The organism is Rhizobium sp. SEMIA 4085, from assembly GCF_013004495.1.
In the GTDB taxonomy this organism is placed as follows: Bacteria; Pseudomonadota; Alphaproteobacteria; order Rhizobiales; family Rhizobiaceae; genus Rhizobium; species Rhizobium gallicum.
Map to the genome: position 1 here is coordinate 1 of NZ_JABEPH010000021.1, position 23,310 is coordinate 23,310.

Below are 23,310 nucleotides of genomic sequence, written 5' to 3' on the forward strand. Positions count from 1 at the left end.
GATATGGCCCTTGCGGGCTTCGCGGATGCGCATCTCGGCCGGTGGCGTCCAGCTCGGCCATTCTGCCTTGCGGCCGACCTTGACGACGCCCGACCATCCGAAGCCATCACGGCCGACACCGATGCCGTAGCGCGTGGCGCGGTTCTTCGACTCGACGAAGTAGAGATACTTGTTGTTTGTATCGACGATGATCGTCCCCGGTACTTCGTCGGTCACGAGCCGCACGAGTTTGCGCTTATACTGCGGCTTGACGAACTTCGACTGCGCGACGCGGACGACCGGCGCAGCATCGTGCACTGGTTGGGCAACGGCGGGCATTATTGCGACGGAAAAGGCAATGCCGGCGGCCACAAGGCCGGAGGCGACTTTCAGCATGATTGATTCCCCTCAAAAGCAAGATCGGGCTGAAGCTACCTGAACTCCAGCCTGATTCAAGATCAGTCGCCGGCGCCATTGCACTTTTCGAGTATGCCGGCCCGGATGTTCTTGCACAGCGGAACTAAATCCGGGCGTTACATGACGATAACCCGCGTGCCCACGTTGACGCGTTCGTAAAGGTCGACAACGTCTTCGTTGCGCAGGCGGATGCAGCCGGACGAGACGGCGCTGCCGATCGTCCAGGGTGCGTTGGTGCCGTGGATGCGGTAGAGCGTCGAGCCGAGATACATGGCGCGCGCGCCGAGCGGGTTCTGCGGGCCGCCATCCATGCGCGCAGGTAGATAATGGCCCTTGGCAGCTTCGCGGCCAATCATGTCGGAAGGTGGCGTCCAAGCCGGCCATTCCGACTTGCGGGTGATCTTGTGCGCGCCGGCCCACTCGAAGCCCGGCTTGCCGACGCCCACACCATATCGCCGGGCCGTGCCGTTTGCCATCACGAGATAGAGAAAGCGGTTGTTGGTATCGATGACGATCGTGCCCGGCTTTTCCTTCGTTTCGTAATCGACCATCTGCGGCAGATATTGCGGCTCGATCTGATGGCGGATCACCGGTACTCCGGGACGAACGGCCGCAACCTGCTGCACGGCCGGTGCCCGGCGGAAGAACCGGCGCTGGAAGAAGCCGCGCGGCTGCACGGCCGGGCGCTGATAGACGACGGGACGAACGCCACCGCCGAGCTGGTTGAGCCAGGGCGCGGTGAGATCGGGGCTGAGAACGACCGGCGGGCGGCTCGCATAGCGATCGTTGCCGAGCGCCGGCGAGACAAGAAGGCCGATCAGGCCGGCGGCAATCAAGACTGATTTCATCATCGGACGGACTCTCTACAAATGACCGAGAATGCATGAGGGCGGCATTTCTGCCTGACAGAATGCTGCCATCATCCCGCCAGCGAATGGTAAAGATCGATTCATTAAAAGCCGGCCCCCGCAATAAACTTTTCGTCAGGGTTACTCTTCGGTTTGGAAACAAGGTTTCTAAATGGTAAAGCCGGATTCTGAGCGCAGGAGCTGCGGAGAAACATGAGCGAATCGGGTATCATCACCGGCGACGACGGCAAGAGCCGCTGCCATTGGCACGCGAATCTCCCCGACTACATGCGCTATCACGACGAGGAATGGGGCCGGCCGGTCACCGACGATATCCGCCTCTTCGAGAAAATCTGCCTCGAGGGTTTTCAGTCCGGCCTTTCCTGGCTGACGATCCTGCGCAAGCGCGAGAATTTCCGCACCGCCTTTGCGGGCTTCGATTTCGAAAAGATTGCGCTTTTCGACGAGCGGGATATCGAGCGCTGCCTTGCCGATCCCGGCATCGTGCGCCACCGTGGCAAGGTCGCCTCGACCATCAACAATGCGCGGCACGCGATCGCATTGAGGGCCGAATTCGGCTCGCTCGCGCATTATTTCTGGAGCTATGAGCCGCAACTCCATGAACGTCCGGCCCTCGTTGACCGCCAGCATGTTGCCGCCAATCCGACGACGCCGGTTTCGGCAAGGATATCGAAGGATTTGAAGAGGCGTGGCTGGACCTTCGTCGGTCCGACCACAGTTTATGCCTTCATGCAGGCAATGGGTCTCGTCAACGATCATATCGAAGGCTGCTTCTGCCGTGCCGAAGTGGAGGCGATGCGCGCGGCATTGGTACGCCCATGAAAGTGTGGGTCGGAACCGGTGCGGCAGTCCTGTTGTCCACCACGGCGGCATTTGCTCAGGCGCCGCAACTCGACCCTGGCGAAAAGCTCGAGAAGTTGCAGTTTCCGGCCGTTACCATGCAGATCAAAGGCTGGACCAAGTTCGGCAACAGCGATGTCTATACGCTGCCGGTGCGCGCCGGTCAGCGCGTGAAGATCAGCTTCACGACCAAGAGCCAATTCGCCTTTCTTGCGATCTTCGACCTTTCGAAGACGGATGACGAAGCTTTCTTCGGTACGGACGAGGATGGCACGACGCTGGATGTGACCGTAAAGGAAAACACCACGTGGTTTCTGCGGCCCTATTATTCCAAGGTCTCGCCCCGCCGTGGCCTCGGGGCGCCTTATACGCTACTGGTCGAGCCGCAGCCAGTCGGCGAGCCGCAGCCTGCCACGCCGCAAGAGCCGGAGCGCCCTTCACTCTTTCCGCCGGCACCTTCGAAATCCGGCACCGGCGAATAGGTCAAGACAGTGCCCCGAGCAAGCTGCCAAGCTCGCCAAGGTGGGCGATCTTGCGAAAGCGTGGCGCATCCTTAGGTTCGTCGACGTGCTCCAGAACCCAAGTCATTTCATGCGGCACGAAGACGCCGTAGCTTCCGGCGGCAATCGCCGGCACGATGTCGGATTTCAGTGAATTGCCGACCATCATCGCCCGCTCCGGGCCATCGCCGACCTTCGAGAAAACCCGGCGATAGGTGACTGCGGTCTTCTCCGAGACGATCTCGACGGCATCGAAGAAATCGCCGAGGCCGGATTGTGCGAGCTTGCGTTCCTGGTCGAACAGGTCGCCTTTGGTGATCAGCACGAGCAGGTAATTCCCCGACAGCGCTTCAAGCGTCTCGCGCACATGCGGCATGGTCTCGACGGGATGGGACAGAAGATCGCGGCCCGTGTCGAGAATTTGGGCAATCACGCTCGTTGGCACCTTGCCTTCGGTGATTTCGATCGCCGTCTCGATCATCGACAGCGTGAAGCCTTTTATGCCGAAGCCATAGTGGCTGAGATTGCGCTTCTCGGCCTCCAGCAGGCGCTCGGAAATCTTCGGACCCTCGGCGAAATCGGCGAGCAATTCCCTGAAGTGCTCTTCGGTCAGCCGGTAATATTGTTCGTTCTGCCAGAGCGTATCATCGGCATCGAAGCCGATTGTCGTCAGCGCATGTGTGCTCATCTCAAGCTCCTGCAATCCATGAAGCAATCTATTGAGCGGCCGCGTCGAGACAAGGGCTTTTGCTTTTTCGTCGCAGCCTGTTGCAGCGGCGTTGAAAAGCGGACGATCGGCATTAGGTAAAATATTGCCTAGCCTGCAGCCAGCCTTGGCTGTGCCTGACACGTGCAGGCCAATAATCAAAAATTAGAGTTCAGCAGTCCGCAAGCGGCCGCTTGCGGCCGACACAAGGAAATTTCTCCATGCGATACAATCAACTCGGAAATACGGGACTTTTCGTCTCGGAAATCTGCCTCGGCACCATGACTTTCGGCGAGGCGGTCAGCGGCACCATATGGGGTTCCATTGCCGATGTGGACCAGAAGGCGGCAGACCAGATCGTCGAGCGCTCGCTCGCTGCCGGCGTCAATTTCATCGACACCGCCGATGTATATTCCTCCGGTGAATCCGAAAGGCTGCTCGGCCAGGCGCTGAAGAACCTCGATGTCCCGCGCAAGGACGTCGTCATCGCCACCAAGGTTTACGGCGTGATGGGTGACAAGCCGAACGATCGCGGCGCATCGCGCGGTCACATCATGGATTCCGTCGAGGCCAGTCTGAAGCGGCTGCAGACGGACCATATCGATCTCTACCAGATCCACGCGACCGATCCCGTCACCCCGATCGACGAGACGCTGCGCGCTTTCGACGATCTCATCTCGCGTGGTCTCGTGCGCTATGTCGGCGTTTCCAACTGGCAGGCGTGGCGAATCGCCAAGGCGCTCGGCATTTCCGAGCGTCGCGGCTTCGCCCGCTTCGAAACCGTCCAGGCCTACTACTCGATCGCCGGCCGCGATCTCGAACGGGAAATCGTGCCGCTGATGAATGAGGAGAAGATCGGCCTGATGGTCTGGTCGCCGCTCGCCGGCGGTCTACTTTCCGGCAAGTTTGGCCCCGGTGCGCCTGGCAACGGCGAAGGCCGCCGCGCCAATTTCGACTTTCCGCCAGTGGACAAGGACAAGGCCTGGGCCTGCGTGGCCGTCATGCGCGAAATTGCCGAGAAGCACGGCAGCAACGTCGCAGCCGTTGCGCTCGCTTATGTCCTCGCAAAGCCGTTCGTGACCAGCGTCATCATCGGCGCGAAGCGCATCGATCAGCTCGACCAGAACCTTGCCGCCGTCAAGCTGAAGCTCGATGCCGGCGACATGCAGAAGCTCGACGAGGTCAGTGCGCTGGCGCCGGAATATCCAGGCTGGATGCTGGCTCGCCAGGGTGTCGCGCGCCGCCCGGAACCGTTTGAGCCGAACGCCTGAAAACGGCGAACTGAAAACGCCGGTGCGGGAACGAATAGCCCCCGAAAGTTGGACAACAGCCTTCGGGGGTATCGGCCTTACTTGCCGTGGGCTTTCAGCCAGGCGTTCATGTCCGCGATCTCCGCTTCCTGAGCCTTGATGACGGCTTCGGCGAGTTTGCGGATGTTCGGGTCCTTGCCGTATTGCAGCTCGATCTTTGCCATGTCGATCGCACCTTGATGATGCGGGATCATGCTGCGAACAAAATCTGCATCGGCATCGCCGGTCATTTCAATCGCCATATCCTTGTGCATCTTGGCGTTCGCCTCGGCAAAGGCCTGGCTTGAAGGCCCCTGGTCGCCCATCGGCTTGCTCATGTCCATCTGCATATCATGCATTGGCATATCTTGATTCATGTGCATCGTCTTATCCTGGGCAAGCGCTTCTTGGACAAGCGCTGGGGCGGCGAAGGCGAAGGCTGCGGTAAGGGCAAGAATTTTGATAGACACGGGACTTCCTTCCTCTGTCTGACATAAGTGCTTTTGCGCGCCGCGCGATCGGTATGCGGAAAGTATTGTCAGACAAGGCGGGGGGTGGTGCCTGCGGTGCAGGGCGAAGATCGGCGAGCGCATGTGCAGCGGCCGATGAAGGATACGCGAAGAGAGACTTCGCGCTTCGACCGATCGTGAGCGGCGGAGGCACGATAAGACATACCGCGCAGAAGGCCATGTGGGCCGTGTCGCCTGTTGCGCAGGCATCCTTGGCTGCGACACTCTTTTGCCCGGCCGTATCCATGCCGGCCATATCGTGATGCGTTTCGGCCAGGACGGGCTGTTGCATCGACGCGCACATAGGACATCCCGGCCAGCGCGGACATCGCGCTGTAGAACAGCCAGGCGAAAAGCATCGTCGAGATGGCGAAGACACGCATGCCATCAAAATAGGCACGCCCGGCAAGGATGCCAAGCGACCCATGTGGGAATTTCAAAGCTTGGCGCCTTGCGCAACGCCTCAATGATGCGCCCCCCAGCCCTTGCCCGTCGCCTTGAAGTCGTCTTCGGTGCATTCGGGACTGTCGGAGACGTCCAAATCAGTAGGCGGCAATGACCTTGTGGACGATCTGGTAGTCAGCGCTTTCCTCGCCGATCGGTGCGACCGGCCATGACCAGCTGGCGTTGGCCGCAGGCGGCAAGACGCCATTTAAAAGGTCGTTTTCCTCGTGAGTTTTACCGCAGCGGTCGACGACGGCGTAGGAGATGTCGGTCAGAAGGCAGGTTCGGCAGGGCAAGGCGGCCAGATCGGAAAGATGAGCGTCGATCAGCCGAGCCACGGTGTCATCGGGCATCCTGCCCGGCTCTTCCGCCTCATAGCGCCGCTTCACGCCACGGCCGATTTGCGACAGCAGATTCGCCGAGACCGCGAAATCGAGATAGGGCACCGACCGCAGGAAGCGGAGCGGCTCCACCTCTTTCCCTGCCGCGAGATCGTCATAACCGGAGAGGTCGCGCTCGATGAGCCGGACATTGCGGTAGCCCTTCGTCTTCAGCCAAAGGCGCACCGACGCGATGTGCACGAGATCGACAAGAACGACGGTATCGAAGCTCTTCGAAAGCTCCTTGATCGGCACGTCGCAAAGCAGGCCCGAGCCGAGCACGACGACCGTGCGTGTCTCGCGAAGACCGTCCATCGCGGAGAGGATGGCTGTGCGGCTGTTCTCCACATGCTCCGCCCACGCCAGGCTGCAGCGCCTGGCGCGAGACCAGAGGTTGATGGAATAGCGGATGAACCTGCGGTTCGCCTTGCCCGTGACAGGCAGCGTCGCGAGATAGTGAAGTGCCTCGAAAATCATGGTCGTTCCCGCAATTCGGTGGACTGCCCTTCGATCTTCGATTCTGGCTTGCGCTTCAAGTCCCTTCGCCCTTGCCGCTATCCTCCCAATCCGCTAGGAAACCGCCACTGTCACGATTGAGCGGAATGCGTTGGAAATGAACGAGAAGCAGAAGAAACCACAAAAGCTCAAGGCTCGCTTGCCGCGCGGCTTCGTCGACCGTTCGGCCGCCGATATCCGCGCCGTCAACGAGATGACCGCGAAGATCCGCGAAGTCTATGAGCACTATGGTTTCGATCCGGTCGAAACGCCGCTCTTCGAATATACCGATGCGCTCGGCAAGTTCCTGCCGGACAGCGACCGTCCGAACGAGGGCGTCTTCTCGCTCCAGGACGACGACGACCAGTGGATGAGCCTGCGCTACGACCTGACGGCGCCGCTCGCCCGCCATGTCGCGGAGAATTTCAATGAGATCCAGCTACCCTACCGCACCTATCGCGCCGGCTACGTGTTCCGCAATGAAAAGCCAGGCCCCGGCCGCTTCCGCCAGTTCATGCAGTTCGACGCCGACACCGTCGGCGCGCCAGGTGTTCAGGCCGATGCCGAAATGTGCATGATGATGGCCGATACGCTGGAAGCCCTCGGAATCAAGCGCGGGGATTATGTTATCCGGGTGAACAACCGCAAGGTTCTGGATGGCGTGCTGGAGGCAATCGGTCTCGGCGACGAGGACAAGGCAGGCCAGCGCCTTAACGTGCTGCGCGCCATCGATAAGCTCGACAAGTTCGGCCCTGAGGGCGTGCGGCTTTTGCTCGGCGAAGGCCGCAAGGATGAATCCGGTGACTTCACGAAGGGCGCGGGGCTGACTTCGCAGCAGATTGATCGATTGCTTGATTTCATCAATATCTTGCAGAGGGCAGAAACGGCACTCGGTTCACATCCGTTGGTTCAAAATCCGGTGGCCAGTGCCGAGATTGATGGAGGGGCTATTTTTGACACGCTTCACAACAACTTCAAAGATTCTCCTAAAGGCGTTGAAGGGGTTCTTGAGCTAAAGCAGATTTGGCAATTGGTTGAAGCAGCGGACTACGGTCCAGATCGCATCAAGATCGACCCCTCGGTCGTCCGCGGTCTCGAATACTACACCGGCCCTGTCTACGAAGCCGAACTGCTCTTCGACGTGACCAACGAAAAGGGCGAAAAGGTTGTCTTCGGCTCGGTTGGTGGCGGTGGCCGCTATGACGGCCTTGTCTCTCGCTTCATGGGCCAGCCGGTTCCGGCAACCGGTTTCTCGATCGGCGTTTCGCGCCTGATGACGGCGCTTAAGAACCTCGGCAAGCTTGGCCAGGGCGAGGTCATCGAGCCGGTGCGCGTCACAGTCATGGATGGCCGGGATATGGATGCTTTGGGCCGCTACCAGCGCATGACGCAAGCGCTGCGCGCCGCCGGCATCCGCGCCGAAATGTTCCAGGGCAACTGGAAGAAGTTCGGCAACCAGCTGAAATATGCCGACCGCCGCGGCTGCCCAATCGCCATCATCCAGGGCGGCGATGAGCGTGCCCAAGGCGTCGCGCAGATCAAGGACCTGATCGAAGGCAAGCGCTTGTCCGGTGAGATCGAGGACAATGCCAGCTGGCGCGAGGCGCGCGTGGCGCAGGAGACCGTCGCCGAGGCCGATCTGGTGGCCAAGGTGAAGGAAATCCTGGCGGCTCAGGCGGAGGATCGCGCGAGGGCGGGCGGCAATGGGTGATTTTCCACTCCCCAACCCCTGCCCACAAGCAGGAGGGGCTTTGAGCGCCGCCGTCCTGCCCAGCGCAGCATTCGCCTGGTCGGCCGCGCTGCGTATCTCTCTGGGCGATCGTCGCAGGTTAGTCCTTCCCACTTGTGGGGAGGGGTCGGGGAGGGGACTTTATTTGGGAGCCACCCCATGGCCCTGATCAACCTCCCCGATTTCGCCAACGACCTTCTGGACGAATTTGCCGCCCGCAAGACGGAGCGGATCGACACGCCGGTCATCCAGCCGGCCGAGCCCTTCCTCGACATTGCCGGCGAAGACCTTCGCCGTCGCATCTTCATGACGGAAAGCGAAACCGGCGCCAGCCTCTGCCTGCGACCGGAGTTCACCATTCCCGTCTGCATCCGCCACATCGAGACGGCAACCGGCACGCCGAAACGCTATTCCTACCTCGGCGAAGTCTTTCGCCAGCGCCGCGAGGGTGGAAACGAATTCTATCAGGCAGGCATCGAGGACCTTGGCGACATCAATATCGCCAGCGCCGACGCCCGCGCGATCGGCGATGCGACCGGCATCCTGACGCGGCTACTTCCTGGTGAACGCCTCACGGTCACGCTGGGCGATCAGGCCGTCTTCGAAGCCGTGGTCCAGGCGCTCGGCCTACCGCTCGGGTGGCAGAAGCGGCTGATCCATGCCTTCGGCAATATGGGCCAGCTTGAAGCGCTGCTTGCGAGCCTTGTCAGTCCGCAATTCGTGACCGATCTGGATGACGATGTTGCGCGCCTGATCGCCGCCGGCGACGAGGCAGCACTCATCGCCCACATCAACGCGACGATGCACAGAACCGGCTATTCCTCGAACGCCAGCCGTTCGCCGGCTGAAATCGCCCGCCGGCTGAAGGACAAGTTGGTTCTTTCGGAAACGCGCCTCGATGAAGCGGCCTTCCGCGTGCTCGAAGAGTTCCTGTCGCTGAGGGTGCCGCTCATCAATGCGTCGGCCGCTCTGGCCGGTTTTGCCGATGCCGCCGGGCTGAAGCTCGGCAATGCGCTCTCTCGCTTCGATGGCCGGGTGGCCGCCCTCGGAAATGCCGGGATCGACCTCGCCTCCATCGATTATCGCGCCGCCTTCGGCCGCCCGCTCGATTACTATACCGGCCTTGTCTTCGAGGTGGGCATCCAGGGTTCGTCCGCCGTGCTCGCAGGCGGCGGACGCTTCGACAGGCTGTTGACGCTGCTGGGCGCCAAGGACCGCATTCCAGCCGTTGGCTTCTCGCTCTGGCTCGACCGCATCGAAACGGAAAGGGCGGGCCCATGACCATCACCATCGCGCTGCCCTCCAAGGGCCGGATGAAGGACGATGCCTCGACACTCTTCGAGCGCGCCGGCATGAGGATCGTCGCCGTCGGCAATGACCGCTCCTATCGCGGCCGTGTCGAGGGTTGGGACGATGTCGAGATCGCCTTCCTGTCGGCCTCGGAAATATCGCGCGAACTCGGCAACGGCACCATCGATTTCGGCGTGACCGGAGAAGACCTGGTGCGCGAAGGGCTGGCGGAAGCCGACAGGCGCGTCGAATTCTGCGCCCGCCTCGGTTTCGGCCGCGCCGACGTGGTGGTTGCCGTTCCTGAGATCTGGCTCGATGTCGACACCATGGCCGATCTCGGCGATGTCGCGGCCGACTTCCGCGCCCGCCATGGCCGCCGTTTGACCATCGCAACCAAGTATTGGCGGCTGACGCAGCAGTTCTTCTCCAGACAGCATGGGATCCAGCTCTACCGCATCGTCGAAAGCCTTGGTGCGACGGAAGGGGCTCCGGCCTCCGGCTCCGCTGATATCATCGTCGACATCACCTCGACGGGCTCCACCTTGAGGGCGAACCATCTGCGGGTGCTGAACGACGGTGTAGTCTTGCGCTCGGAAGCCTGCCTCCTCCGCGCCCGCAAGGAGAGCCACGCCGGCGAGCCGTCGGTGGCGAGGATCATAGAGGCGGTGCGCAGCGCCCGTTGATTTGTGCAAAGAACCAAACGAACAACCCGCCGTCTTCCGACGGCGGGTTTCTTGCGCTTAGGCGGCAACGGCATATGCGCCGCGGCGTGCATCCAGCGAATAGGCGCCCGGGCCAAAGGTGGCGAGGAGGATATAGGCGCCGGCAAGCGTCAGGTTCTTCATCAGCATGATCTGGTTGAGCACGTTGATCCAGCCATTGGCTGCAGCCGGAAAATCCGGAACGTTGATCGTGCCGCTGTGGAAGACGAGGCCGGTGAAGGCGCAGAAGAGGGCGAGTGCCCAGCCGACGATACGGGTCTGGAAACCAACGAGGACAGCAAGCCCGGCAACAAGCTCAAAGAGGCCAGCGCCATAGGCGAGAAGCGTTGCGGCAGGAAGGCCGGCACCGCTGATCATCCCGGCCGTACCGGCCGGATCGGTGAGCTTGCCGAAGCCGGACATGATGAACATAAACGAAAGCAGGATGCGGGCGACAAGAAGGACGATATTGGTGGTATTCGACATGGACGCGATCTCCGTTTGAATTGCTCTGGAGGTCCCCGTGCCCCGGCACCGTTTGAACCCCGATTGGCCGGTGTTGTCGCTTTTTTTTATTGCGATGAAAAGATAAACAAATGAGGATGCTTTGTTCACTAATCTGAAACGATCACGCCGTTGAGCGGGTTGTCTTTTGCTTCGCCGGTCTTCTATGTTGGCCACCCAACCCCCAGGAGAAGCCGGCATGGCAGACCTTTCCGCATTTCCGATCACCAAGCGCTGGCCGGCGCAGAACCCAAATGTTATTCAGCTTTATTCGCTGCAAACGCCGAACGGCGTGAAGATAGCGATCGCGCTGGAAGAGCTCGGTCTGCCTTACGAGCCGCATTACATCTCATTTGGAACCAACAATCAGAAGTCCCCCGAATTCCTCTCGCTCAATCCGAATGGCCGCATACCGGCAATCATGGATCCGAACGGGCCGGGCGGGAAGCCGATCGGCCTCTTCGAATCAGGCGCGATTCTCCTCTATCTCGCGGAAAAAACCGGCCAGCTCCTGCCCCCCGATGCTGTGGGGCGCTACGAGACCATCCAGTGGGTGTTCTTCCAGATGGCGGGCGTCGGTCCGATGTTCGGCCAGTTCGGCCATTTTTACAAGTTCGCGGCCGACAAGGTCGCCAACAATTCCTATCCGATGGAGCGTTACCGCGACGAAGCCAAGCGGCTGCTGAGCGTGCTGGAAGCGCGCCTTGAGGGACGGCAGTGGATCATGGGCGACGCCTACACCATCGCGGACATCACCACATTCCCATGGATCCGCGGCGCCGACATCTTCTACGGCGGCCGGGAAGTCCTGGACTACGCCAAGTTCCCCTCCGTCATGGCCTGGCTCGAACGCTGCATCGCGCGTCCGGCAAGCGCCAAGGGTCTGAACATCCCTGTGAAGCCGGAGTAACCCGGCCTAAAGGAAGAGGCCGGTCGCAGGAACGGCCCTTGGAACCAGCGGCTTTGCCGGGAGCTTTTTATGGCAATCGTTCCTTATTTGTTCGGTATCTCGAGTAATGTTCGCATCTAAGGAGGCGAGTCTGGCAGTTAGCAGATGGAAGACAAGCGTATTGCATTTCGAGAAACGAAGCACCGGGCGCGTTCACTATCCCCAATCCCTGGGATATCGGCACAGCCCGGATTTTAGCTGCCGTGGGTTTTTTCCGGCGCTCGCCACCACCAGCGCTGGCATGGCGTTCTCTCTGGGCGCCGCAGAGGGCGCCGTCTCACGTAAGGACGCCTTGGACCATTGCCGATCCATCGTGGCCGCAACGCCGCTGCCCGTCTCGGCCGACCTAGAAAAAGGCTTCGGCGACAGTCCGGAGAGTGCTGCCGAGACGATCCGAGCCGCTGCCGACATCGGTCTCGCCGGGTGTTCGCTTGAAGATCATACCGGCCGGCGCGATGATCCGATCTATGATTTCACGCTGGCGGTGGAGCGTATAGAGGCGGCTGCCGAGCCCCGCCGTTCTCTGCCCCACGATTTCGTGCTGACGTCGCGTTGTGAGAATTTTTTGTGGGCGCGCGCCGATCTCGCCGACACGATCCGGCGACTGCAAGCGTTCGAGAAGGCCGGAGCCGACGTGCTCTATGCATCCGGCCTTCGTGACCTTCGCACGATCCGGTTGGTTTGCGAGGCCGTGACGAAGCCCGTCAACGTGATGGGAATGCCCGGCGCAACGTTCAGCGTGGCAGAGTTGGCGGAGGCGGGCGTCAAACGGATAAGTGTCGGTTCGGGGCTGGCAAGGCACGCCTACGGCACGTTCGTGAACGCGGCGCGGGAAATGCGATCGGCAGGCACCTTCCGTTTCTCAGACCAGGCTATGGGCTTTGCGGAGCTCGAGGGTTTTTTCACCGGAACGGCGAGACGTAGTCGCAAAATTGCTGCAGACCGTGTGGAAACTAACGTCCTCGATTCAAGATGAGGTGCTACGCCGATTCCCGATGGCTTGCTCGACACCAGGGACAGCGTGGCTACCGAACCAGGTGATCATCTTGCGTATGTCGTCTGCTGCTGGAGCCTTGGGCTGGCCGGATCCAATTATTTCCGCTGCGGCGCGCCATGGCGACAAGGATGCGGGAGGCTTCCGGTACATAGGCACGGTCGTCTGTCTTTTCGTGGCGCTCTCGGAAGATCGCGTATCGAATGTTTTCCGGATTGTCCACGCGCTTGTACGAAAGTCGTGCACGCTCACGTCTTGGCCGCGCACGCTAATAGCAGCGTCTCTATCGCTCTCACGGTATCCAGCAGCCTCCACGCGCCCACAGGCATCGATCGCTCGGCCATCATGTCTCGGATCAGTTCCCAGTCAGTCATCCATTTCCCTCCAGGTTCGCTTATTCCCGCTGCCCGAAAGCCAATTGAAAATTCCTTGTGGCAACTGTCGGTCTACGCTTTGCATGGCACATCCTTCTAGAACAGTCCGCTCGCAATGCTGCGTTCGCCCGAGGCGCTGGACATCTGACCGGACAATCCGGTCCGCTTCATCGAAGATTTTCGTGGATCGACTGGACCTAACCGGCCTTCTGGCCGGCTGAGCCCAGCGCTGCCTTCGCGCACAACTGACGGGATTGGCTGAAAATCTGACCACAGCCACCGTCGATCACGCGTTTCCACACAGTCCGCCTGACGTTTATGATGCTTGCGCTTGTTGCCGGCTTGCCGTCTGGTTTGCCCCATCCAGCTTGAAGCGCGGAAAGATGAAGACCCCCGCGATGCTGCCACTGAATTTTTCCTCCACTCCGCTCGATTCACCCATGCAGAAAACCGGCTGACGCAGGCTGTTCGGCATCATGATCGTGGTGGAAAAGCAGAAGGACGACGAAAGTGTTGTGGCTTGTTCGAAAAGCGCGAGGATATGCCCCCGATCTTTCGGATCATAGCAGCGCAGCAGGCTTAGAAGGCCGCATTCCTGTGTCGAAAGGCCATGCAGCAGGCTGCTCCAGTCGCCAAGGCGGATGATTCCGCTTGAAAAGTCGCCGGCCCAGGCCTCGGAGACCGAGAATTGCGCAATCATATCCTGGTTACGATGGGTCAGATCCAGCGATCCAGGCATCAGGGGGGCGGCAACAGTTGCTTTGGCGATCTTAAACAAGGGGTTCCCCGGTTCGGGCGCAGTCTCGGCTGCGCTGCGGTCAGAGCGAAACAGGGTCATTCGGCGCTAGGCATCATGCCTGCGGTCTGGAACCTCGACCCCGGCGGGGCACTGAGGCTTGCTCTTGCTTGTCGCGCAAACGGTCGTCGCCGAATGTTCGCGCAGGTTAAGACGGCGTTCCATCCTCGCTGGCGGGCGAAAACGATCCTCGAACGCGCATCAATTGCAGCGCGGATTTATAGGAGCTTTTCGCCAAACGGCAACGGCTTTTTCGGGGTGGGACCCTCGTCCGGCCAAGACGGTTCAACCGGCTATTTTGCTGGAAAACGTCGCATGAGAAGTACAAGGAATCAATTTGTGATGGATTGCGCCTGGTTTCGCTTAGCAAAGAAGTGGTTTTTGCTCGACAAATGCCTCTTTAAGCGAAATTCGAATATTTGTCGAACAATCTGGCGGCACAAGCTTCGCGAAAGCTACGGGCTGGTGGCGGCAAGTAAACGGGCCAAGTTAAACGCTTTGGAAAGCTTGCCCTGCGCGTGCGCGGCTGCGAATCGCGCTTCAAAAGAAAAGGGCGGCCCGAAGACCGCCCTTTCCTGAACTGAACCGGATGGCTCAGATGCGAGACCTCAGTCTCACATCATGTCCATGCCGCCCATTCCGCCCATGCCGCCCGGCATTGCCGGAGCGTCCTTCTTCGGCAGCTCGGCGATCATGGCTTCCGTGGTGATCAGCAGCGAAGCAACCGAGGCTGCATTCTGCAGAGCCGTACGGACGACCTTGACCGGGTCGACGATACCCATGGCGATCATATCGCCATATTCGCTCGTCTGGGCGTTGTAGCCGTAGTTGTCGTCGTTCTTGTCGAGGATCTTGCCGACGACGATCGAAGCTTCGTCACCAGCGTTGTCAGCGATCTGGCGAACCAGCGACTGCAGCGCCTTGCGAACGATGTTGATGCCGGCTTCCTGATCGTCGTTCACGCCCTTGGACGTGATCTTGACGGAGGAACGCAGCAGGGCGACGCCGCCGCCGGGGACGATACCTTCCTGAACAGCAGCGCGCGTCGCATTGAGGGCGTCGTCGATGCGGTCCTTCTTTTCCTTCACTTCGACTTCCGTCGAGCCGCCGACGCGGATGACGGCAACGCCGCCTGCGAGCTTGGCAAGGCGTTCCTGCAGCTTCTCGCGATCGTAGTCGGAGGTGGTTTCTTCGATTTGCGCCTTGATCTGCGCAACGCGGCCTTCGATGTCGGACTTGGCGCCGGCGCCGTCGACGATCGTGGTGTTTTCCTTGGAGATCGAAACCTTCTTGGTGCGGCCGAGCATGTCGAGGGTGACGGACTCGAGCTTGATGCCGAGGTCTTCGGAGATGACCGTACCACCGGTCAGGATCGCGATGTCTTCGAGCATGGCCTTGCGGCGGTCGCCGAAGCCCGGAGCCTTGACGGCAGCAATCTTCAGCCCGCCGCGCAGCTTGTTGACGACGAGCGTTGCAAGCGCTTCGCCTTCGACGTCTTCAGCGATGATCAGCAGCGGCTTGCCGGTCTGAACGACGGCTTCGAGAACCGGAAGCATCGACTGCAGGTTCGAGAGCTTCTTCTCGTGCAGAAGGATATAGGCGTCCTCGAGGTCAGCAACCATCTTTTCCGGGTTGGTCACGAAGTACGGGCTGAGATAGCCGCGGTCGAACTGCATGCCTTCGACGACTTCGAGTTCGGTTTCGGCGGTCTTGGCTTCTTCGACAGTGATGACGCCTTCGTTGCCGACCTTCTGCATGGCTTCAGCAATGTCGCGACCGACCTGGCTGTCGCCGTTTGCGGAGATCGTGCCGACCTGCGCAACTTCTTCCGAAGTCGAGATCTTCTTGGCCTTGGCCTGGAGATCCTTGACGACTTCAGCAACGGCAAGATCGATACCGCGCTTCAGGTCCATCGGGTTCATGCCGGCAGCAACGGCCTTGTTGCCTTCGCGAACGATGGCCTGAGCAAGAACGGTTGCGGTCGTGGTGCCATCACCGGCGATGTCGTTGGTCTTCGAAGCGACTTCGCGGACCATCTGGGCGCCCATGTTTTCGAACTTGTCGTCCAGTTCGATTTCCTTGGCGACCGAAACACCGTCCTTGGTGATGCGCGGCGCGCCGAAGGACTTGTCGATGATGACGTTGCGGCCCTTCGGGCCGAGCGTTACCTTGACTGCGTCAGCGAGGATATCGACGCCGCGCAGCATCTTTTCGCGCGCGGTGCGGCCGAACTTAATTTCTTTAGCTGCCATTTTGAAAACTCCTGAGAAGGGTTGTCAGCGATTTCGGTAAAAAGCGACCGGCTGGATCAGCCGATGATGCCCATGATGTCGGCTTCCTTCATGATCAGAAGGTCTTCGCCGTTGATCTTGACTTCTGTGCCGGACCACTTGCCGAACAGAACGCGGTCGCCAGCCTTGACGTCGAGAGCGACGACCTTGCCGGACTCGTCACGAGCGCCGGAGCCGACGGCGACGATTTCGCCTTCCTGCGGCTTTTCCTTAGCGGTATCGGGAATGATGATGCCGCCTTTGGTCTTTTCTTCGGATTCAACGCGGCGAACGACGACGCGGTCGTGAAGGGGGCGGAAATTGGTGCTTGCCATTGTCTAATCCCTCGATCAAATGACATTCGCAGGCCGGACGGCCCACATGGATAAGTGTTAGCACTCTCCGTTGAGGAGTGCTAGCGCCGAGCATTTAGGGATGGCTCCAGAAGGAGTCAAGAAGACCCATCACGGAATTTTGCGCCGGAATTGTGAAGAGGGCGGGAATTGTTTGAAGCATCGCCCGATTCGACGCGTGTCGGTTGCCTGAGCTTCGGAGTGCCCGCGCAGGCTGTCAACGGCGTGGCGCTCCTGTCGTGGAAGGTCCGACGGTTTTTGCTGAAGATCGCCCGGAAACCCCTTGCCATCGCGGCATGCCTTTGCAATGTCACGCCTGACTGAAAGCAAATCGGGAAATCGGATGGCCAAGCGGATTAGAAGTTTTGCGGAGATCACCAGCCATTATGATGCGGTGTTCTGCGATGTCTGGGGCGTGCTGCACAACGGCGTCGATCCCTTCCCGACGGCCGCTGCCGCTCTGGAAGCTGCGCGCGGCGAGGGGCTTGCCGTCATCCTCATCACCAATTCGCCGCGCATCGCGCCTCAGGTCGTCGCCCAGCTTCGCCAGATCGGCATCCAGGACGGCGCCTATGACCGGATCGTCACCTCCGGCGACGTCACCCGCGGCCTGATCGCCGAAGGCCCGAAGAAGGTGTTCCTGCTTGGCCCGGATCGCGATCTGGCCATCATCGAAGGTCTCGGCGTCGAGCGCGTCGATGCGAAGGACGCTCAATCCGTGGTCTGCACCGGTTTCTTCGACGACGAGACGGAAAAGCCGGAAGACTACACCGATATGCTCAAGGATTTTCAGGCACGCAACGTGCCGATGGTCTGCGCCAATCCGGACCTTGTCGTTGAACGTGGCCACCGCATCATACCCTGCGCCGGCGCCATGGCTGCCTATTACCACCAGTTGGGCGGCGAGATCCGCATCGCCGGCAAGCCGCACGCGCCGATCTACGACGCCGTACTGGCAACCGCGCACGAACTCCACGGCGATTTCCCGAAAAGCCGCATTCTTGCCATCGGCGACGGCATGCCGACGGATGTGCACGGCGCTCTCGATTACGGCCTCGATCTCCTCTATATCAGCGGCGGTATCCACGCGAAGGAATACACGCTGAACGGCGAGACCGACGAGGCGATCCTGCATGCCTATCTCGAACGCGAGAAGGCCGCGCCCAAGTGGTGGATGCCCCGCCTCGCATAAGAAGAAGCCCGCCGATGACCGTTTTTCACCGCAATGAAACCCGCGAACCCTTGCCTGCCCACCTGAAGGGCGGCGTGATTGCCATCGGCAATTTCGACGGCGTTCATCGCGGCCATCAATCGGTGCTGAACCGCGCGCTGGAAATCTCGAAAGAGCGGGACATCCCGGCGCTGGTGCTGACTTTCGAACCGCATCCCCGCACGGTCTTCAGGCCGGAAACACCGGTCTTCCGCATCACGCCTGCACCCCTCAAGGCCCGCATCCTGGAAGCGATCGGCTTCAATGCCGTTATCGAATATCCCTTCGACCGCGGATTTTCGCAGCGCTCGCCGGACGACTTCATCCACGGCATCTTGAAGGACTGGCTGGGCGCCTCCGAAGTCGTCACCGGCTTCGACTTCCATTTCGGCAAGAATCGCGAGGGCGGCCCGGCCTTCCTTATGGATGCCGGCCATAAATACGGTTTCGGCGTCACGCTGATCGACGCCTTCCGCGACGAGAATGCCGAAGTCGTCTCATCGAGCCGCATCCGCGAGTTGTTGAAGGAAGGCGATGGCAGCGAGGCCGCCGCGCAGCTCGGCTACCGCTACACAATCGAGGCCGAGGTGATCGGCGGCGAAAAGCTTGGCCGCGAGCTCGGTTTCCCAACCGCAAACAGGCAGCTTCCGCCGGAGGCCGACCTTGCAGCCGGCATCTACGCCGTCCGCTTCCGCCTGGACGACGGCAAGCTCCACGATGCAGTTGCGAGCTACGGCCGCCGTCCGACGGTGATCGAAAACGGTGCGCCGTTGTTGGAGACCTATCTCTTCGATTTCAGTGGCGACCTCTACGGCCGGACCTGTTCCGTCTCCTTCTTCGGCCACCTGCGGCCCGAACTGAAGTTCGACGGCCTGGAACCGCTCGTCGAGCAGATCAAGCGTGACGAGCAGGAGGCGAGGGCGCTGCTTGCCGGTGTCCGGCCGCTCGGCGAACTCGACCTTAAGCTTTGTTTCGTCTGACGCCGCGATGGCCGGTGGGCACGGCCTCAAATCCCTCTTCCTTTTCCCGGCAAAAACGCCTATGAACCGCCGCTATGAATAAAGTCCGGCTGTCGAGTGCGATGCGAATTATCGGCCCGGCCTTCCGCGCGCGCTGAGCCGGAAGGTCCGGGTTTTTGGCGCTTGGGCAAACGAGCGCTTCCGTCATCAGACATTTTTGAAGCCGTCGCGCCGTGAAGGCGCCCAGAAACGATTGCTGAAACATGACCGACACAGCCGAAAAGATCGATTACTCGAAGACCCTCTACCTGCCCGAAACCGACTTCCCGATGCGCGCCGGCCTGCCGCAGAAGGAGCCGGAAATCGTTGCACGCTGGCAGCAGATGGGCCTCTACAGGAAGCTGCGCGCATCCGCGGCCGGACGCGAAAAATTCGTCCTCCATGACGGCCCGCCCTATGCGAACGGCAACATCCATATCGGCCACGCGCTGAACAAGATCCTCAAGGACGTCATCAACCGCTCGTTCCAGATGCGCGGCTTTGACGCCAACTACGTTCCCGGCTGGGACTGCCACGGCCTTCCGATCGAATGGAAGATCGAGGAGAAGTACCGCGAGAAGGGCAAGAACAAGGACGAAGTTCCGATCAACGAATTCCGCAAGGAATGCCGCGACTTCGCCGCCGGCTGGATCAAGGTTCAGTCCGAGGAGTTCAAGCGCCTCGGCATCGAGGGCGACTTCGATAATCCCTATACGACGATGAACTTCCACGCCGAATCGCGCATTGCCGGCGAGCTTTTGAAGATTGCAAGAAGCGGCCAGCTCTACCGCGGTTCCAAGCCGGTCATGTGGTCGGTCGTCGAGCGCACTGCGCTGGCGGAAGCCGAAGTCGAATACGCCGATGTCGAAAGCGATATGATCTGGGTGAAGTTCCCCGTCGCGGAAGGCCCCGCCGCTCTGGCCGGCGCCTTCGTGGTCATCTGGACGACGACACCGTGGACGATCCCCGGCAACCGCGCGGTGGCGTTCTCGTCGCGCTACCCCTATGGCCTCTACGAAGTTGCGACCGCCGAGAACGACTTCGGCCCGCAGCCGGGCGAGAAGCTGATCTTTGCCAGGCGCCTGGCTGAGGAGTCGGCTGCCAAGGCCAAAGTGACCTTCAATTTCGTTCGCGATATCAAATCGGATGAACTTGCCGCCGTCACCTGCGCGCACCCCTTGCACGGCCTGGGCGGCGGCTATGATTTCCAAGTGCCGCTGCTTGATGGCGAGCATGTGACCGATGACGCCGGTACCGGTTTTGTCCATACCGCCCCCAGCCACGGTCGCGAGGACTTCGATGCCTGGATGGACAATATGCGGGACCTCGAAGCGCGCGGCATCTCGTCCACGATCCCGTTTCCGGTCGACGATGCCGGCTTCTTCACCATCGACGCGCCCGGCTTCGGCCCGGACGCGGAGGGCGGCGCGGCGCGCGTTATCGACGACAGCGGCAAGAAGGGTGATGCCAATGAGCGCGTCATCAAAGCGTTGATCGCCCGTCACGCGCTCTTCGCACGCGGCCGCCTGAAGCACTCCTATCCGCATTCCTGGCGCTCGAAGAAGCCGGTCATCTTCCGCAACACGCCGCAGTGGTTCGTCCATATGGACAAGGAGCTCGGCGACGGAACGACGCTGCGCTCCCGTGCGCTGAACGCGATCGATGAGACCCGCTTCGTTCCGGCTGCCGGCCAGAATCGCCTGCGCGCCATGATCGAACAGCGCCCGGATTGGGTGCTATCGCGCCAGCGCGCCTGGGGCGTGCCGATCTGCGTCTTCGTCGACGAGCAAGGCCAGATCCTGCAGGACGACGAGGTCAACGCCCGCATCCTCGAAGCCTTCGAAAAGGAAGGCGCCGACGCCTGGTTCGCCGAAGGTGCGCGTGAGCGTTTCCTCGGCAAGAAGGCGAACGAGCCGTGGAAGCAGGTCATGGATATCCTCGACGTCTGGTTCGACTCGGGCTCCACCCACACATTTACGCTGGAAGACCGCCCGGACCTTAAGTGGCCGGCCGATCTCTATCTCGAAGGCTCGGACCAGCATCGCGGCTGGTTTCATTCCTCGCTGCTTGAATCGGCCGCTACCCGCGGCCGCGCGCCCTACAACGCCGTCCTCACCCATGGCTTCACCATGGACGAGAAGGGCGAGAAGATGTCAAAGTCCAAGGGCAACGTCACTGCGCCGCAGGAAGTTATGAAGGATGCCGGTGCGGATATCCTCCGTCTCTGGGTCATGACCTCCGATTACGCGGACGACCTTCGCGTCGGCAAGACGATCATCCAGACGAATGTCGATGCCTACCGAAAGCTCCGCAACACGATCCGCTGGATGCTTGGCACACTCGCCCACGACAAGGGCGAAGTGATCGCGCTCGCCGATCTGCCGGAACTGGAGCAGCTGATGCTCCACCGCCTGGCCGAGCTCGACGAGCTCGTGCGCGAGAACTACGATGCCTTCGACTTCAAGAAGATCGCCCGCGCGCTGATCGACTTTGCCAATGTCGAGCTCTCGGCCTTCTATTTCGACATCCGCAAGGACACGCTCTACTGCGATGCGCCGTCGAGCCCGCGGCGCCGTGCGGCTCTCCATGTCATCCGCAATATCTTCGATAGCATGGTGACCTGGATGGCGCCGATGCTGCCCTTCACGATGGAAGAGGCGTGGCTGTCGCGCGATCCGTCGGCGGTCTCGGTTCATCTCGAGCAGTTCCCGGCGATCCCGCCTGAATGGAAGAACGAGGCACTGGCCGGCAAGTGGAAGAAGGTCCGTGCGATCCGTTCGGTCGTCACCGGCGCTCTGGAGATCGAGCGCAAGGACAAGCGGATCGGCTCGTCGCTGGAAGCAGCGCCCGTCGTGCATGTCACCGACAGCGTGCTTCGCGCTGCTCTTGATGGGCTGGATTTCTCGGAAATCTGCATCACCTCCGATATTGCCGTCGACGGCGCCGAGGGGCCGGCCGAAGCCTTCCGGCTGCCGGAAGTTCCGGGGGTTAGCGTCGAGCCAGCACTTGCCGAGGGCACCAAATGCGCCCGCTCCTGGCGTATCACCAAGGATGTCGGCTCCGATCCGCAGTATCCGGATGTATCGGCGCGCGATGCCGCTGCATTGCGTGAACTCGGATTGTAATACTGAAGAAAATTGCCGGATGAATTGCTCTTTTGCAGTTCATCCGGTAAAAGCTGCCTGAAAATGGCCGGATTTTTACGTCAGGGGGACGATCATCCGGTAGGGCGATGATTGCACCGGCATGGCTGGAAGGGTTTTCATGTTAGCGACGCGTTGGTTCCGTGCAGGCGCTTGCCTGGCTCTTGTTGTGGCGGCGGGCTCGATAGCTTCCGGCTGCAGCCCGACTTACGGTACAGGCACGACGGCGATGGCGCAGCTTGGCGACGATATCGGCCAGTCCGTGTCTCTGGCTCCCCGCGAGCCGAAGAACAAGGGCGTCAAGTACACGCCGCGCCCGACGCTCGTCTTGCCTGCCCAGGCTTCCAGGGAAGCGCTGGTCGAGCCGCAGCAGACGATCGCGAGCAAGGAAAATCCGCAGTGGGTCGAGTCGCCGGAAGAAACGCGTGCACGCCTCGTCAAGGAAGCCGACGATAACGAGGACAAGTATACCTACGTCTCGCCGCTCGCCAAGAACGGCGTCGAAGGCGGTCGCCAGACGACCGAAGCGCAGACCAAGGCCTACCGCGAAGCCCGTGCCCTGCAGAAAGGGGCCTATCTCGATCAGCGCCGCTACATTTCCGATCCGCCGTCGACCTATCGCCAGGTCGACGATCCCGCCAAGCTGGAAGACCTTGGCGAACCCGAGCTCAAGAAGGCAAAGCAGCGCAAGAAGGATGCCGCAGTTGCCGGCACCGGCAAGAAGTGGTGGAACTTCCTTCAGTAACTATCGGGCCATCTCAGGCCTGCCGCGCCGCAAACCAGCTGCGAACGAGCGCGATGTGCACAAAAGAATGCAGCCGGTGAAAGCGATATCGTTTCCGCCGGCCATGCCGCTTACGGTCAGCCGGATGAGTATGGCGAGGCAAGTGCCGGCACGAAGCCGAAGGCCATGAGCCGGCGCGCCGACCAATTCACCTTGCCCCGCAAAGACCATTTCATCGGGATTTTCCCTGCACCCGGCGCGAGCGCCCTGTAGGCCGACGCGGCGAGCGCGACTATGGCGGCGAGAACAAGAATGCTCGGGTCATGGAAGCTCTCTCTTTTCGGCAAAGAACGTCCTGAGAATGTCCGCTGATTCCGTTTCGTTCAAACCGGAATAGACTTCCGGCGCGTGATGGCAGGTCGCCTGCGCGTAAAACCGCACACCATTGTCGACTGCCCCGCCTTTGGGATCTTCCGCGCCGTAATAGAGCCTGCGGATGCGCGCGAACGAGATGGCCGCGGCACACATGGTGCAGGGCTCCAGCGACACGTAGAGGTCGGCGCCAACCAGACGCTCTTGCCTCAGGACTTCGCAAGCCATGCGGATCGCAGCCACTTCGGCATGGGCCGTGACGTCGTTGAGCTCCCGCGTCCGGTTGCCGGCGCGCGCGATGACGGCGCCATTGCGCACCACCACGGCGCCGACCGGCACTTCGCCGCGCCCGCCCGCTGCTCGCGCTTCGTCAAGGGCCATCGCCATAAACCGATTTGTCTTCACGATCCGGCAATTTCCCACTTAACCGCAAGGGCGCGACCTGATAGACAGGCCCCAAAAGGCAGGCAAACAA

General features: G+C 60.9%; 22 protein-coding genes and 2 pseudogenes. 13 read left to right on the top strand and 11 right to left on the bottom strand.

Features of this window, described 5'->3' with window-relative positions; translation table 11 throughout:
* Together C9413_RS04000 and C9413_RS04005 are read right to left on the bottom strand one after the other, a co-directional pair.
* The coding region (locus C9413_RS04000; RefSeq protein ID WP_170250206.1) for a L,D-transpeptidase at positions 1 to 375 on the bottom strand (375 nt) is incomplete at its 3' end.
* A gap of 137 nt (positions 376 to 512) precedes the next feature.
* Entirely contained in the window at positions 513 to 1,247 is a 735-nt protein-coding gene (locus C9413_RS04005) for a L,D-transpeptidase (RefSeq protein ID WP_039844087.1), read from the bottom strand.
* 210 nt (positions 1,248 to 1,457) lie between these two features.
* Between C9413_RS04005 and C9413_RS04010 the strand changes: the two genes are divergently transcribed.
* Entirely contained in the window at positions 1,458 to 2,087 is a 630-nt protein-coding gene (locus C9413_RS04010; protein WP_039844088.1) for a DNA-3-methyladenine glycosylase I, read from the top strand.
* Positions 2,084 to 2,587 (top strand): PPC domain-containing protein, encoded by a 504-nt coding sequence (locus C9413_RS04015; protein ID WP_039844089.1) that lies wholly within the window; start codon positions 2,084 to 2,086, stop codon positions 2,585 to 2,587. The genes C9413_RS04010 and C9413_RS04015 overlap by 4 nt, the downstream gene beginning before the upstream one ends.
* 1 nt (position 2,588) lies before the next feature.
* On the opposite strand, the gene C9413_RS04020 is transcribed toward C9413_RS04015, so the two are convergent.
* Positions 2,589 to 3,293 (bottom strand): HAD family hydrolase, encoded by a 705-nt coding sequence (locus tag C9413_RS04020; RefSeq protein ID WP_039846642.1) that lies wholly within the window; start codon positions 3,291 to 3,293, stop codon positions 2,589 to 2,591.
* A gap of 239 nt (positions 3,294 to 3,532) precedes the next feature.
* On the opposite strand from C9413_RS04020, the gene C9413_RS04025 reads away from it, so the two are divergent.
* Entirely contained in the window at positions 3,533 to 4,582 is a 1,050-nt protein-coding gene (locus tag C9413_RS04025; RefSeq protein ID WP_039844090.1) for an aldo/keto reductase, read from the top strand.
* A 77-nt stretch (positions 4,583 to 4,659) separates the two neighbouring features.
* Here the strand turns inward: C9413_RS04025 and C9413_RS33045 are convergent, their stop codons facing one another.
* From C9413_RS33045 to C9413_RS04035, 3 genes and pseudogenes are all read right to left on the bottom strand, one after another.
* The gene (locus C9413_RS33045; protein ID WP_039844091.1) at positions 4,660 to 5,070 is read right to left on the bottom strand and encodes a DUF305 domain-containing protein; all 411 of its coding nucleotides are present in this window, start codon (positions 5,068 to 5,070) and stop codon (positions 4,660 to 4,662) included.
* A gap of 70 nt (positions 5,071 to 5,140) precedes the next feature.
* Positions 5,141 to 5,492, bottom strand: a pseudogene (locus tag C9413_RS33050) (hypothetical protein); the annotation flags it as partial.
* Between the two features lie 159 nt (positions 5,493 to 5,651).
* Positions 5,652 to 6,410, bottom strand: a complete 759-nt coding sequence (locus C9413_RS04035; RefSeq protein WP_039844093.1) for a hypothetical protein — start codon at positions 6,408 to 6,410, stop codon at positions 5,652 to 5,654.
* Positions 6,411 to 6,546: 136 nt separating this feature from the next.
* Here C9413_RS04035 and hisS point away from each other — a divergent pair, with 136 nt between their 5' ends.
* The 3 genes from hisS (at position 6,547) to hisG (ending at position 10,130) form a co-directional block, all read left to right on the top strand.
* On the top strand, positions 6,547 to 8,139 hold the full coding sequence (gene hisS / locus C9413_RS04040) for a histidine--tRNA ligase (protein WP_170250207.1): 1,593 nt from the start codon (positions 6,547 to 6,549) through the stop codon (positions 8,137 to 8,139).
* Between the two features lie 177 nt (positions 8,140 to 8,316).
* A complete protein-coding gene (locus C9413_RS04045; protein WP_039844095.1) occupies positions 8,317 to 9,438 on the top strand; it encodes an ATP phosphoribosyltransferase regulatory subunit in 1,122 nt (373 codons plus the stop codon).
* Positions 9,435 to 10,130, top strand: coding sequence for an ATP phosphoribosyltransferase (gene hisG / locus C9413_RS04050; RefSeq protein WP_039844096.1), 696 nt, complete (start codon positions 9,435 to 9,437; stop codon positions 10,128 to 10,130). Before C9413_RS04045 ends, hisG begins: the two co-directional genes overlap by 4 nt.
* 57 nt (positions 10,131 to 10,187) lie before the next feature.
* Here hisG and C9413_RS04055 read toward each other — a convergent pair whose 3' ends face one another.
* A complete protein-coding gene (locus C9413_RS04055) occupies positions 10,188 to 10,634 on the bottom strand; it encodes a DoxX family protein (protein ID WP_039844097.1) in 447 nt (148 codons plus the stop codon).
* Between the two features lie 217 nt (positions 10,635 to 10,851).
* Between C9413_RS04055 and C9413_RS04060 the strand changes: the two genes are divergently transcribed.
* Together C9413_RS04060 and C9413_RS04065 are read left to right on the top strand one after the other, a co-directional pair.
* A complete protein-coding gene (locus tag C9413_RS04060) occupies positions 10,852 to 11,562 on the top strand; it encodes a glutathione binding-like protein (protein WP_039844098.1) in 711 nt (236 codons plus the stop codon).
* Positions 11,563 to 11,726: 164 nt separating this feature from the next.
* A pseudogene (locus C9413_RS04065) lies at positions 11,727 to 12,577 on the top strand (isocitrate lyase/phosphoenolpyruvate mutase family protein).
* Between the two features lie 708 nt (positions 12,578 to 13,285).
* Here the strand turns inward: C9413_RS04065 and C9413_RS04070 are convergent.
* A complete protein-coding gene (locus C9413_RS04070; protein WP_039846643.1) occupies positions 13,286 to 13,747 on the bottom strand; it encodes a hypothetical protein in 462 nt (153 codons plus the stop codon).
* 75 nt (positions 13,748 to 13,822) lie between these two features.
* Here C9413_RS04070 and C9413_RS04075 point away from each other — a divergent pair, with 75 nt between their 5' ends.
* Positions 13,823 to 14,344, top strand: a complete 522-nt coding sequence (locus C9413_RS04075; protein ID WP_170250208.1) for a hypothetical protein — start codon at positions 13,823 to 13,825, stop codon at positions 14,342 to 14,344.
* A gap of 35 nt (positions 14,345 to 14,379) precedes the next feature.
* On the opposite strand, the gene groL is transcribed toward C9413_RS04075, so the two are convergent.
* Together groL and groES are read right to left on the bottom strand one after the other, a co-directional pair.
* Complete coding sequence (gene groL, locus C9413_RS04080; RefSeq protein WP_039844100.1) at positions 14,380 to 16,017, bottom strand: chaperonin GroEL; 1,638 nt, start codon at positions 16,015 to 16,017, stop codon at positions 14,380 to 14,382.
* A 56-nt stretch (positions 16,018 to 16,073) separates the two neighbouring features.
* Positions 16,074 to 16,370 (bottom strand): co-chaperone GroES, encoded by a 297-nt coding sequence (groES, locus tag C9413_RS04085; RefSeq protein ID WP_004675403.1) that lies wholly within the window; start codon positions 16,368 to 16,370, stop codon positions 16,074 to 16,076.
* 361 nt (positions 16,371 to 16,731) lie between these two features.
* Here groES and C9413_RS04090 point away from each other — a divergent pair, with 361 nt between their 5' ends.
* The 4 genes from C9413_RS04090 to C9413_RS04105 all read left to right on the top strand — a co-directional run bounded on the left by C9413_RS04090 (position 16,732) and on the right by C9413_RS04105 (position 22,484).
* Positions 16,732 to 17,580 carry a TIGR01459 family HAD-type hydrolase gene (locus C9413_RS04090; protein WP_039844101.1) on the top strand — a complete coding sequence of 283 codons (849 nt, stop codon included), beginning with the start codon at positions 16,732 to 16,734 and terminating at the stop codon, positions 17,578 to 17,580.
* A gap of 14 nt (positions 17,581 to 17,594) precedes the next feature.
* Complete coding sequence (locus C9413_RS04095) at positions 17,595 to 18,578, top strand: bifunctional riboflavin kinase/FAD synthetase (protein WP_170250209.1); 984 nt, start codon at positions 17,595 to 17,597, stop codon at positions 18,576 to 18,578.
* A gap of 242 nt (positions 18,579 to 18,820) precedes the next feature.
* Positions 18,821 to 21,721, top strand: coding sequence for an isoleucine--tRNA ligase (gene ileS / locus C9413_RS04100; protein ID WP_039844103.1), 2,901 nt, complete (start codon positions 18,821 to 18,823; stop codon positions 21,719 to 21,721).
* Positions 21,722 to 21,860: 139 nt separating this feature from the next.
* Positions 21,861 to 22,484, top strand: coding sequence for a hypothetical protein (locus C9413_RS04105; protein ID WP_039844104.1), 624 nt, complete (start codon positions 21,861 to 21,863; stop codon positions 22,482 to 22,484).
* A 300-nt stretch (positions 22,485 to 22,784) separates the two neighbouring features.
* On the opposite strand, the gene C9413_RS04110 is transcribed toward C9413_RS04105, so the two are convergent.
* Positions 22,785 to 23,222, bottom strand: coding sequence for a nucleoside deaminase (locus C9413_RS04110; RefSeq protein WP_170250211.1), 438 nt, complete (start codon positions 23,220 to 23,222; stop codon positions 22,785 to 22,787).
* Positions 23,223 to 23,310 lie beyond the last annotated feature (88 nt).